Raw genomic sequence first — 12,482 nt, 5'->3', positions numbered from 1 at the left:
TCACATCCCCGGGCGGGATGACGCGGTGGAGTGCTGTGCGCAGATCTCATCAAGCTGGAGGCGGCCGCGCAGCAGGGCATCGACGCAGCGCGGATCGAACAACCGGCCCCGCTGGGCATACAGATACGCCAGCGTGGCTTCCATGGTCCATGCTTCCTTGTACGGACGCGGTGAGATCAGCGCGTCGAACACATCGGCCACCGCCACGATCCGCGCTTCCAGCGGAATCGCATCGCCGACCAGCCCATCCGGGTAGCCGCTGCCGTCGTAACGCTCATGGTGGCGCAGTGCGATCAGGGCCCCGACCTGGATGAAACGGTTCTGGCTGCCACTCAGCAGCTCGTAGCCGATCCGCGGGTGCCGGCGCATGATCGCCTGCTCCTCATCGCTCAGCTTGCCCTGTTTGAGCAGGACCGCATCGGGAATGGCGATCTTGCCCATGTCGTGCAGGGGCGCCGCCATCTCGATCAGCTTGACCTCTTCTTCCGGCAGCCCGAGCTGCTCGGCGATCAGCCCGGCGACATGCGCCATGCGCTCCAGGTAGGCACTGGTGCCGGCATCACGGAATTCGATCGCCCGCGCCAGCCGCGACAGCGTCTCGCGCTCGCGCTCCTCCACCTCGTGCATGCTGGCCAGCAGGCGCTGCTCCAGCGACAGCGCGCGCTGCTTGACGTTCTCCGACTGCTGGCGCAGCTGCAACAGGTTGTAGCAGCGCGCGCGCAGTTCGCGCGGGCGGATGGGCTTGACCAGGAAATCGATCACCCCGGCCTCCAGCGCGGCCTGGCGGATCGGCTCGTCGCCGACCACGGTGATCAGGATCACGGGGATGTCGCGGTGCTTGGGCAGGCGGCGGAAGCGGCGGGCGAACTCCAGCCCGTCCATCTCCGGCATGCGGTAATCGAGCAACAGCAGATCCACGGCGTGCGACTCGCACCAGGCAAGCGCCGTCAGCGGATCGCCGAAGTCGTGCACGGACAGTTCCGGCGCGATGTCCTCGATGACATGGCGCAGCATGGTACGCGCGGACGTCTGATCGTCAACGATGACAATATTCAAGGCTGCTTCTGCCTTCTTCCTTGACCACACTGGAACATGCTGCGAAGAGGATACTCCGCCGCTCTGCACACTGGCACCTTGCATCGGTCCGCCTCCCGTCATGAACACCCCAGTTCATGATCGTCGTCACAGTGTGACGCCGGTGTCGGCATCTCCCTGCAACCCGTCATGGTCTGTGGCCATCACGCCATAGCGCCTGTTAAGGCCACGCAGAAACCATACCCGCGCGGCCACGGCAGCGGAACCCCCGCGCCGGACGTGCCCCAAGCACGCCCGGACCCAATTCTCAGTTTTCCGGACGCATGTACGGGAACAGCAGCACGTCGCGGATCGAACTGCTGCCGGTCAGCAGCATCACCAGACGGTCGATGCCGATGCCCAGGCCGCCGGTCGGGGCCATGCCGTACTCCAGCGCGCGGATGTAATCGGCGTCATAGTGCATGGCCTCGTCATCGCCGCCTTCCTTGGCCGTGACCTGGGCCTGGAACCGGGCCGCCTGGTCTTCCGGGTCGTTCAGCTCGGAGAAGCCATTGGCCAGCTCCTTGCCGTTGATGAACAGCTCGAAGCGGTCGGTGTAGCCGGGCTGGTCATCGTTGGCGCGGGCCAGCGGCGAGACCTCGACCGGGTGGTCGGTGATGAAGGTCGGCTGGATCAGGGTGTGCTCGACGGTGGCCTCGAAGATCTCCAGCAGCAGCTTGCCCCAGCCGTAGGACGGCTTGATGCGGATCTTCAGGCGCTCGCAGTGGGCGGCCAGCGCATCGCGGTCGGTGCAGTCGGCGGCGCTGATCTCCGGGTTGTGGTGGCGAACCGCCTCGTCCATGCGCCAGCGGCGGAACGCCGGGGCCAGGTCGATGGTGGCACCGTCCCACTCCACCGTGGTGGTGCCCAGCACCTTGCTGGCCACGTCACGGATCACGCCTTCGGTCAGGTCCATCACTTCGGTGTACGTGGCGTAGGCCTCGTACAGCTCCATCATGGTGAATTCCGGGTTGTGGCGGGTGCTCACGCCCTCATTGCGGAAGTTGCGGTTGATCTCGTACACGCGCTCCAGGCCACCCACGACCAGGCGCTTGAGGTACAGCTCCGGGGCCACGCGCAGGTACAGGTCCAGGTCCAGCGCGTTGTGGTGGGTGGTGAACGGCTTGGCCGTGGCGCCGCCGGGGATGTAATGCATCATCGGCGTTTCGACTTCCAGGAAGTCGCGGTTGTCCAGCCACGCGCGCATGGCGCGGATGATCCGCGAGCGCTTGATGAACACCTCGCGCGACTCCGGAGTCACGATCAGGTCGACATAGCGCTGGCGGTAGCGCTGCTCCACGTCGGCCAGGCCGTGCCACTTGTCCGGCAGCGGGCGCAGCGACTTGGTCAGCAGGCGGATGCTGGTGGCCTTGACCGACAGCTCACCGGTCTTGGTCCGGGTCAGCCCGCCCTCCACGGCGATGATGTCGCCCACGTCCCAGCCCTTGAAGGCGGTGTAGGCATCGCCCAGCGTGCTGCCCTGCAGGAACAGCTGGATGCGGCCGGACTCGTCCTGGATCTGGGCGAAGCTTGCCTTGCCCATCACGCGCTTGGCCATCAGGCGGCCGGCCATCTTGACCTGGCGGTCGCTGGCCTCCAGCGCTTCGGCGGTCCACTGCTCTGCATCGGCGAACTCGGCCTGCAGGGTGCCGGCGAAGTGCTCGCGGCGGAAATCGTTCGGGTAGGCAATGCCCTGCCCGCGCAGGGCGGTCAGTTTCGCGCGGCGCTCGGCGATGAGGCTGTTCTCGTCGACGGGGGGCTGCGGCGAGGCGGTCTGATCGTTCATGGCGTGGGTCTATGTATGTCGGGGGGGAGGTACGGTCCCCGCCATCATGCCGATGGTCGGGGCGGATTGCGAAACCGGGCGCGGCCCGGGCACAACGGATCGGGGCCGCGCGTGGCGGCCCCGACGGTCAGGCGTCGGTGCGTTTGGCACCCACGGCCAGGCCGGACTTCAGGCTGGCTTCGACGAATTCGTCGAGGTCGCCGTCCAGCACCTTCTGCGTATCGGAGCGTTCGATGCCGGTGCGCAGGTCCTTGATACGGCTCTGGTCGAGCACGTAGTTGCGGATCTGGCTGCCCCAGCCGATATCGGACTTGGTGGCTTCCACCGCATCACGCTCGGCATTGCGCTTCTGGATCTCCAGCTCGTACAGCTTGGCGGCCAGCATCTTCATCGCGTTGTCGCGGTTCTGGTGCTGGCTGCGGCCGGTCTGGCAGGCCACGACCGTATTGGTCGGAATGTGCGTGATACGCACCGCCGACTCGGTCTTGTTGACGTGCTGGCCACCGGCGCCGGAGGAGCGGTACACATCGGTGCGCAGGTCGGCGGGGTTGATGTCGATCTCGATGTTGTCATCGACTTCCGGCGACACGAACACCGAGGTGAAGCTGGTGTGGCGGCGGTTGTCCGAATCGAACGGCGACTTGCGCACCAGGCGGTGCACGCCGGTCTCGGTCTTCAGCCAGCCGTAGGCGTAATCGCCTTCCACGCGCAGCGTGGCCGACTTGATGCCCGCGACGTCGCCGCCGGAGACTTCCATCAGCTCGGTCTTCCAGCCGCGCGATTCGCACCAGCGCAGGTACATGCGCAGCAGGATCTCGGCCCAGTCCTGGGCTTCGGTACCGCCGGCGCCGGCCTGGATATCGACGAACGCCGCGGCGTTGTCCATCTGGCCGGAGAACATGCGCTGGAACTCCAGCTGCTCCACGTGCTTCTGGTACTTGTCCAGGTCACTGACCACGGCCAGGGCGGTTTCTTCGTCCTGTTCGCTTTCGGCCAGTTCCAGCAGTTCGCCCGACTCGGTCAGGCCGTCGAGGATCGTGGCGATGCCGCCCACGGTCTTGTCCAGGTTGGCGCGTTCGCGGCCAAGGTTCTGGGCGTACTCGGCGTTGTTCCAGATATCCGGGTTTTCCAGTTCCCGGGTTACTTCTTCCAGACGCTCTTTCTTGGCGTCGTAGTCAAAGATACCCCCTGAGCGAGAGCACGCGATCGGTGAGATCGGTGATGCGCTGGCGGACAGGATTGAGCTCGATCATGTCGGCGATTAATGCGTGCGAAAAGACTGTCCATCATAGCCTATCCGGGCCTTTCCGGCGGTGGCCGGGGCGGCAGGTACCCGCCGGCGGGCAGGAAAGCGAGATCGCTGAACACGGGCGCCCGGCCAGACGGTAGACTTCGGCCCCGCCGCGCGGCCCCCTGCCCGCGGCGTCCCCCAACGCACTACATGGAGCACCACCCCGATGAGGACGTCATCCTCCGCCCTGCTGCTGGCCTTCGCCTGCCTGACCGCCTCCACCGGCGCTTCGGCCCTGGACCTCAAGCAGCTGACCAGCACCGGCCTGAAGGCCGGCCAGGCGCTCACCCTGTCCGACCAGGACGTGGCCAAGGCCGCCGACGAAGCCTGCGTCTACATGGACCAGCAGAACAAGGTCGCCCCCGCCAACTCGCCCTACGCCCAGCGCCTGGCCAGGATCACCCAGGGCCTGGCCAACGAAGACGGCATGAACCTCAACTTCAAGGTCTACCTGACCGACGACGTCAATGCCTGGGCCATGGCCAACGGCTGCGTGCGCGTGTACTCGGGCCTGATGGACATGGCCTCGGACGACGAAGTGCGTGGCGTGATCGGCCACGAGATCGGCCACGTCAAGCTGGGCCACTCCAAGACCAAGATGCGTACCGCACTGCTGGCCTCGGCCGGTCGCGACACGCTGGCCGCCTCGGGCAATGCCAATATCGCCACCCTGACCCAGGGCCAGCTCGGCGAACTGGCCGAGGGCTTCGTCAACGCGCAGTTCTCGCAGAAGGAAGAAAGCGCTGCCGACGAATACGGCTACCGCTTCATGAAGCGCCACCAGTACGACCCGGCCGCCCTGGCCAGCATGTTCCGCAAGCTGTCCAGCAAGGGCGGCCTGATGTCCTCCCACCCGGGCTCGGAAGCCCGCGCCGGGCGCATCGACGCGATGATCAAGAAAGACAGCAAGCGCTGAGTTCCCTGCCGGCACCCTGCTCCGCCAGGGTGCCGGTCAGCCAGGCCGGGTCAGGCCGTTGCCTGCACCGCCAGCGCCTGCCGGAACGAGGGCAGCTGCCGGCGACTGCACGGTACGCGCCCACCATCGTCCATGTGCAGCAAGGCCTCGCCCCCGTCCAGCGGCTCGATCGAGACCAGGTGCCGCACGTTCACCAGCCAGCTGCGGTGGGCCCGCACGAACACGGCCGGATCCAATCGTTCTTCCAGTGCCGCCATGGTGCTGCGCAGCGGGTAGTCGTGCCCGCGCACCCGCAGATTGACGTAGTTGCCGGCCGCCTGGGCATATTCGATATCACCGGTGGCGACCAGGAAGTCGCGCCCCAGCTTGCGCACCAGGAACCGTTCCGGGCGCTCCACGGCGTCCACCGGCGGCGCATCGTCCGGCGCGGCCAGCAGATGCGCCTCGCCCTGCCGGCGCCGTCCGAACCAGCTGAAGAAATGCTCGATCGCCACGAAGGTGAAGAACGCACGCACATCCTTGAGGTACTCGTACACCAGGCGTACCGGCCAGCTGGCATCGTCCTGGTAGTGGTAGCCGAGCGCGGCATAAGCGAGATGGCGCAGCCCCATCATCCCGGTGACATGCACCAGCGACCACGCCACGCTGGCCAGCAGGTACAGCGGCAGGCGGCGCTTCCAGGTATCGGCATGCAGCGGCCAACGCTGGCAGCCCCACCACAGGACCGGCAGCGTCAGCAGGATCATCGTGACGCTGCTCAGCTCCCAGATCATCGGCTGCCACAGGCCCAGGTCTTCGCCACGGCGCCCCGCATCCATCACTTCCACCAGCGCATTGGCCACCGCGGTGGTCAGCAGGATCACCGACCACACCAGCATCCGCGCACCCGGCCGCCACCGCGCGGCACGTCCGTTCGCCATTGAATCGTCCATTCGCAAAGGGTCGTCAGCCTGACTCATCACACCATGGTAGTGCGCCCCGCCCGTCCCTTGGCGACCGCCATTGGTCACTTGGCACCCACGGCAGAGCCCTTTGGCGTGGCCGAACCTCCTGCCAGTGCGCACCGTGGAGGCTCCTGCCCTCCCTGCCCCGTCCATGCCACGCCGCCACGACATCGACGCCCTGCGCGTACTCGCCTTCGCCCTGCTCATCCTGTATCACACCGCCATGGCCTACGTGGACGGCTGGGGGTTCCATCTCAAGAGCGATCACACCGCCGAGTGGCTGCAATGGCCGATGCTGCTGGTCAACCGCTGGCGGATGCAGCTGTTGTTTCTGCTCTCGGGCATCGCCATCGCCTTGATGCGGCCGGAGACACGCATCGTGCGCTTTGCCGTGCTGCGCTCGTGGCGGTTGCTGCTGCCGCTGGTGTTCGGGATGTGGGTGGTGGTGCCGATCCAACCCTACTGCGAGGCATTGACCAACGGCCGCATCGAGCCCGGCTTCGGCGCGTTCCTGCTGCGCTACTGGCAGATGCCGGCCTGGCCGCAGGACAGCTTTGCCGGCTGGCAGCTGCGCATCACCTGGAACCACCTGTGGTACCTGGCCTACCTATGGGTCTACACGCTGGTGCTGGCCTTGCTGATGCCGGTGCTGGATACCGCTGCCGTGCATCGCGCCGTGGAGCGCTTCGCCCGTGCGCCGGCGCCGCTGCTGATCGGGGTGCCCAGCCTGCTCTCCTTCGGCTGGGTGGCCTGGCTCGATCCCCGGTTCCCGTCCACCAACCTGCTGTTCGGCGATTGGTACCAGCACGCCAAGTACGGCACGGTATTCCTGGCCGGCTACCTGCTTGCCCGCGCCACCCCGTTCTGGGCGCGCGTGGTCGAGCTGCGCCGGACCACCCTGTGGGTGGCGATCATTGCCGCGAGCTGGTACTTCGGCATCCGCCTCCTGGGGCGGGTCTTGCCGGCCGATTCGGTGCTGCGGCAGTGGCCGGACAGTGTCTGGACGCTGCAGGTGATGGCCAGCCAGTCGCTGTACCTGTGGGCCGTGCTGCTGACCCTGCTCGGCTGGGCCAAGGTGTATCTGGATCGCCCGTTCCGCTGGCTGCCGTACTGCACCGAGGCGGTGTATCCCTGGTACATCCTGCACCAGAGCCTGATCATCGCGCTGCTGTTCTGGCTTAAACCGCTGCACCTGGGGCCATGGTGGGAGCCACTGCTGGTCCTGGCCGGAACCGTGGCGGGTTGCCTGCTGCTGCACGAAGGGCTGATCCGGCGCGTTGGCTGGCTGCGTCCACTGTTCGGACTGCGCCGGGAGCCGTTATCGTTGCCGGTCACGCGGGCGGTGGCCCGGCACTGAGGAATACGGATGTTCCAGACCCATTGGCATGTATGGCTGCAGTCCTTCTTCGATGCCGCATGGATGTTGCCGCTGATGAACTTCGTCAGCGCGCTGGGCTACGAATGGGCTTACGTGCTGTTGATCGTGGTGTGCAGTTTCGGGGTGCGTCTTCGCGCGGGGCTGGGCATCATGATGGCGGTACTGCTGATGTCGATGGCCACGCACGCGATCAAGCAGGGTGCCGCCCTGCCCCGCCCCAGCGATGTCGACATCCACGTGTTGGACAAGGGCCGGCCGGACCACGCGCTGGTCGCCGATGGCGCTGCCGGATCGTTCTGGTCGTTGCCGACCGATCAGGCGATTGCCTCCCTGCGCGCGCAGCCGGATCCGGACTACGGATTCATCAGCGGTCATGTGGGGGTGGCGACGGCTGCCATGACGGCCGTGGTGCTGTGCTTCGGTATCCGCAGTGCTGGCTGGCGAATCGCGCTGCTGATCGGCTGGCCGTTGCTGATGGCGCTGTCTCGGATGTACCTGGGGCGGCATTTCCTGTCCGATGTGCTGGGCGGCTGGCTGGTCGGGATGGCCTTGGGCTGGCTTGCCTGGCAGTGCCTGCCAGCGCCCGCGCATCGCAATCGAACCCGCCACCTCATCCTCGTCACCCTCGGCATCTGCGTGACGGCAGCGGCGCTGACGACCGCGTTCGTCCCGGCAGACAGCGCGGGGCGGTATCTGGGGCTGCTGCTGGTCTTCGCCTTCCTGCACTGGCGCGGCTGGCCGCTGGATCCGTACACAGCGTGGCAGCGGATCGGGCGCGTCATGGCCGTCATCGGGCTGTATCTCGTCATCAGCCCCGTGCTGGAGGCGGTCGCCGTCGCACTGGCACTCCCCGACGCAGCGGTGGTGGAGGTGGTGTTCAATGCCATCGGCAACGCGGCGATCTTCATGGGCGGCATCGCCCTGGCGGGGTACTGGCCGCTGGCGGCGCGCAGCCTGCCACGGGCCGCCGCCGTCGAATAAACGGCGGCGGCCCTCACGGGGTCCGCTTGCGGGTGCTCACTTCACCTCGAACTCCCCGACCAGCACCGTCTCTGCGCGGTCCTTCAACCGCAGCGTGACCTGCTGGTCGCGCTGGTCGCGGCTGCCCCATCGGGTGCTCAGGCGCAGCATCAATGTGGTGGCGCCGGTGACCAGCTGCTCGCGGCTGCCGAAGTAGTTCGCTTCGATCCTGTAGATGCCCGGCTTGGCATCGCGCAACGAGAACTGCTCCGGGCCATAGCCGCCGGTGAAGTCCTGCGACATCTGCCCGCCCTGGTAGGTCAGCTGGTTGCCGTAGTAGGCGCGCTCGCCATTGGGATCGGTGACCCACAGGTCCATGTCGCTGTTGTCGCTGTCCCAGCTCAGCACCACGCGCAGGTCCACCGGCATCGCACGGCGCAGGCGTGGATCGATGGCCGAGGCGTCCACACGCTCGCGCGCGATCAGCCGGGTCAGTTCGTCCAGCGCGATCAGCGAGATGCCGTCGAACCGCCCATCCCACGGGCGCACCACGACTTCGTAGAGCGCATCCACCGCCGCCTGGTACTGCCCGGCCGCTTCCAGGGCCAGGCCCAGGTCACGGAAACTCTGCGGCTCTTCCTCGCCCATCGCCAGCACCTGGCGGAACACCGGCACCGCCAGCGCGGGCGCCTTGGCCTGCATCAGGCGATAGCCGAGCACGCGCAGCACGTGGCGGTTTTCCAGTTCCATCTCGGCGAGGTTGGAGAGCACGCGCAGGGCCAGCTCCCGCTGTCCGCTGGCCAGCAACAGATCGGCTACGTCCAGATAGAACGCGCTGCTGCCGGCGTGCTGTTCGCGCTCCTGCAGGTACAGCGGATACAGCTGCGCCGGCGTGGCATCGCGCAGGCGGCGTGCATAGGCCGAATCCGGTGCCCACGGCGCCAGCGTCAGTGTGATCTGGCCATTGTTGGCCCTGGGTGCCGATTTGGCGCGGCGCTCGGGGGTGGCCTCCGCCTCATCGGCAACCGCCGAGGCGGTCAGCTCTACACGGTCCAGCGCCATCGGCGCCGCAGGTGCCGGCGGTGGCGCGGCCATCGCCATGGCCACCGGCGCGGCGACAGCGTGCACGTCCGGCTTGGGCTGCGGCGGCGTATCTTTCGGCCAGCGGGTATTCCACCACTGCTCGCGCTCGGCGAACTGGCGGGCGATGCCATCCAGGCGGCGCTTCCGCTCGGTTGCCACGTCGGCCACCGTCAACGCATGGCGCTGGTCGTAGGCCGCGCGCAGCGGAGCCGGCGGGCGGATGCCATAGCGCAGATAGTCCTCCAGCGTCTCCAGGACCAGCAGCGATGTATCGGCCGTCACGATCCCGAACTGCCGGGCCAGCGCGTTGGCCTCCGGCGCCCCGGCGGGGTCCGCCGCCAGTGCTGCCAACCGGTCATTCGCCCACGCGTGAGCGACCAGGCCGCCGTCGACCGCACGCGCGTTCGCGACGTTGAGCGTAACCGGCTGCGGATCGCTGTCGCCACCACGCAGGGACAGCAGCACCGTCGCATCGGGACGCAGCACGCGGCCGGTGACGCGAATCCAGCCCTGCGCAGCCCGCGAGGCATCCACGTTCACGTCCTCCACGCCACGTGCCAGCACATCGGTCACTTCGGCGGGCTGCCGCAGCAGCAGCGGCATTACCGTCTCCACCTCCGCCTCGTCGCGCAGCTGCAGCAGCTGACCATGATGGGCGCTGGTCCACGCACGAAGGCGCGGCGCGTCGGTCTTCGCACCGGCGCTGCTCAATGCATACAAACGCTGATCAGGCGACAGGGTGGGCAAGGCCTGGCGGCCATAGTTGGCCAGGCCATCGCTGACCAGCAGGTACTCGCCGATCGTGCGGTTCGGCGTCCAGTCGCCCAGCGCACTGGCGCCATCATGAGGCAGCGCCAGCAGGTACTCGCGCAGCGCCGACCAGTTGCCCCGGGTGATCGGGAACTCGCGCGGCGCTTCGCTGCGGTCACGCAGCACCGTCAGCTGGACCTGGCCCGTGCCGAACGCCTGGAAATAGCGATCCAGCACGGCCAGTTCAGCCGCACGGTTACGCGTACCGGCCGAACCGGAGGCATCCCAGAGCAGACCGATGCGCGCAGGCAGGACGCGCGCGGCGGTCGGGGTGCGGACCGGCACGCTGGCCAGCAGATAGCGCTGCCCATCCTGCAGCCCGGTGACCACGTCAGTGCTGCGCGCGAGCGGCAGGCTCCACTGCAGTTGCGCAGGCAGGTCCGCGCCCCGCCCCTGCCACTGCGCCGCGTAGGCACCGGTCTTCAACGTGAACGCGAGTGGATTCACGCCCACGGGCATCGGCTGGCCGGTGCCGCTGGTCTCCAACCGCAGCGTCAGTTGCTCGGCCTGGCGTGCGAAGGACACCGGCAATGACCAGTGCAGACCCTGCGGCACAAGCGGCAGGCTGTCCCGCAGCACCAGCCGGAGACGACGCTCGCCGCGCGCGGGGATGGGATAGATGCGCAGCCGGAACTGGTTGCCGACCGTCTGTTCCAGCAGGCCCGGATCGACCTGGCGACGTTCGATCGCCTCGAAGACCTGGCGTCCCTGCGCCTTGGGTACCGGCACCGCATCGCGAAGCGTGCCATCGATATCCAGTGCGAAACCGGCCACCTGCTGGCCGTAGGCCAAGGGAAATTCCAGCTGCCCTTCCAGCACGCGCGCATTGGGATTGTGGAAGGTCAATTCGATCGTGGTTTCGCCGAGCCCTGCCACGACGCGGCTGTCGATGTGGGCCTCGGTCAACCGCACCGGCACCTCGGCACCGGCGACCTGCAGGATGGGTGGGCGTGGCGAGGGAAAACGCCGTGGCTGTGCGTGGGCGCTGGGCAGCTGCCAGCACAGCAGCGCGAGCAGACCGATACTGCGCAGTGCGAGTCCCATGTGACGCTCCTGATCCGATGACCCTCCATTGAACGCGCCGCGATCCACAACGGGGTTGAGCGGTGGCAATCGCCTGTTCCGGTCATGGACGCCTCATCCGCGCTGGGCCAAGATCGCTCTCCACGGATTGATGGACCAAGGATGCCGCATGCGCCTGTTGTTGACCGCCCCGCTGTTGATGGGGCTCGCCCTGCCCGGTTATGCCGCCGCCATCGAGGGTGTGACGTTCACCCACCACGACTGGACGCTGGCCTGCGACAACACCCGCACCTGCCGCGCCGCCGGTTATCAGGCCGATGACAATGGCGGCGACCCGGTCTCGATCCTGCTCACCCGCGCGGGCGGGCCGGATCAACCGGTCCAGGCGGAACTGATGCTCGGCCAGTACGACGACAATACCGCCACCAAGCGGCTCAGCCTGCGTATCAATGGCACCTCGCTGGGCCCGATGCAGTTCGATGCCGCCGAGGGCACCGCCACCTTTTCCGCGAAGCAGCTCGCCGCCCTGCTCGCCTCGCTGACACGCAACAGCCGCATCGAATTGACGGGTGACGATGGTGCGCGCTGGACGGTTTCCGATCAGGGCGCCTCGGCCGTGCTGTTGAAGATGGATGCGTTCCAGGGCCGCCTCGGCACACCCGGCGCGCTGATGCGCAAGGGCACGCAGGCCGAATCCTCGGTGCCGCCTGCACTGCCGGTGCCGGTGGTGCAACTGGGCAAGCCGGTGCCAACCCGCCCGGCGGACACGGCGCTCGCCGCGTCGCCCGCGCTGCGCGCCGCGCTGGCGGCGGTGACGTCGGCCGACGACTGCGAGGCGTTGGGCGCCGGCGGCAGCCTGTCACCGGACGGCGAACCCGAAGCGCTGACCGTACAGCGGCTCAGTGCCGACAAGCTGCTGGTGTCGCTGAGTTGCTGGCGCGGGGCCTACAACACCGGCGACGGCTACTGGGTGATCAATGACCGCGCGCCGTACCAGCCGCGGCTGGTCACCACGGCAGCCGTGGGGGATGAGGTGCGCACCATCCAGGAGGCGCAGAAGGGCCGTGGCCTCGGCGACTGCTGGTCCACCACCACGTGGGGCTGGACCGGCTCGCAGTTCGTGAAGACGGCCGATTCCAGCACCGGGTTGTGCCGCCTTGTTGCCGCCGGTGGCGCCTGGGAGATGCCGACGCTGGTGACCGAAGTACAGGAGTAGC

At 67.6% G+C, this 12,482-nt stretch carries 9 protein-coding genes; 4 read left to right on the top strand and 5 right to left on the bottom strand.

Annotated features, from left to right (window positions below; genetic code table 11):
• The 3 genes from BIZ42_RS18370 to prfB all read right to left on the bottom strand — a co-directional run bounded on the left by BIZ42_RS18370 (position 1) and on the right by prfB (position 4,113).
• Positions 1-1,140 (bottom strand): two-component system response regulator, encoded by a 1,140-nt coding sequence (locus tag BIZ42_RS18370; protein ID WP_019182944.1) that lies wholly within the window; start codon positions 1,138-1,140, stop codon positions 1-3.
• A 202-nt stretch (positions 1,141-1,342) separates the two neighbouring features.
• Positions 1,343-2,860, bottom strand: coding sequence for a lysine--tRNA ligase (gene lysS, locus BIZ42_RS18365; protein ID WP_070427298.1), 1,518 nt, complete (start codon positions 2,858-2,860; stop codon positions 1,343-1,345).
• Between the two features lie 127 nt (positions 2,861-2,987).
• Positions 2,988-4,113 (bottom strand): peptide chain release factor 2 gene (gene prfB / locus BIZ42_RS18360; protein ID WP_102788438.1). Its coding sequence is split into 2 segments (ribosomal slippage): positions 2,988-4,037 and positions 4,039-4,113, totalling 1,125 coding nucleotides; the frame shifts between segments, so codons are not numbered across the junction.
• A 204-nt stretch (positions 4,114-4,317) separates the two neighbouring features.
• On the opposite strand from prfB, the gene BIZ42_RS18355 reads away from it, so the two are divergent.
• The gene (locus BIZ42_RS18355; protein ID WP_070427297.1) at positions 4,318-5,067 is read left to right on the top strand and encodes a M48 family metallopeptidase; all 750 of its coding nucleotides are present in this window, start codon (positions 4,318-4,320) and stop codon (positions 5,065-5,067) included.
• Positions 5,068-5,117: 50 nt separating this feature from the next.
• Here BIZ42_RS18355 and BIZ42_RS18350 read toward each other — a convergent pair whose 3' ends face one another.
• Complete coding sequence (locus BIZ42_RS18350; protein WP_019182948.1) at positions 5,118-5,987, bottom strand: LytTR family DNA-binding domain-containing protein; 870 nt, start codon at positions 5,985-5,987, stop codon at positions 5,118-5,120.
• Positions 5,988-6,162: 175 nt separating this feature from the next.
• On the opposite strand from BIZ42_RS18350, the gene BIZ42_RS18345 reads away from it, so the two are divergent.
• Complete coding sequence (locus BIZ42_RS18345) at positions 6,163-7,368, top strand: acyltransferase family protein (protein WP_070427296.1); 1,206 nt, start codon at positions 6,163-6,165, stop codon at positions 7,366-7,368.
• Positions 7,369-7,377: 9 nt separating this feature from the next.
• Positions 7,378-8,370 carry a phosphatase PAP2 family protein gene (locus BIZ42_RS18340; RefSeq protein ID WP_070427295.1) on the top strand — a complete coding sequence of 331 codons (993 nt, stop codon included), beginning with the start codon at positions 7,378-7,380 and terminating at the stop codon, positions 8,368-8,370.
• A 36-nt stretch (positions 8,371-8,406) separates the two neighbouring features.
• Here the strand turns inward: BIZ42_RS18340 and BIZ42_RS18335 are convergent, their stop codons facing one another.
• The gene (locus tag BIZ42_RS18335) at positions 8,407-11,286 is read right to left on the bottom strand and encodes a VIT domain-containing protein (protein WP_070427294.1); all 2,880 of its coding nucleotides are present in this window, start codon (positions 11,284-11,286) and stop codon (positions 8,407-8,409) included.
• A gap of 148 nt (positions 11,287-11,434) precedes the next feature.
• Between BIZ42_RS18335 and BIZ42_RS18330 the strand changes: the two genes are divergently transcribed.
• Entirely contained in the window at positions 11,435-12,481 is a 1,047-nt protein-coding gene (locus BIZ42_RS18330) for a DUF1176 domain-containing protein (RefSeq protein WP_070427293.1), read from the top strand.
• Position 12,482 lies beyond the last annotated feature (1 nt).

The organism is Stenotrophomonas sp. LM091, from assembly GCF_001806305.1.
Lineage (GTDB): Bacteria > Pseudomonadota > Gammaproteobacteria > Xanthomonadales > Xanthomonadaceae > Stenotrophomonas > Stenotrophomonas bentonitica_A.
Note: the sequence above shows the minus strand (reverse complement) of the source record. Positions and strands in the feature narration are given on the sequence as shown.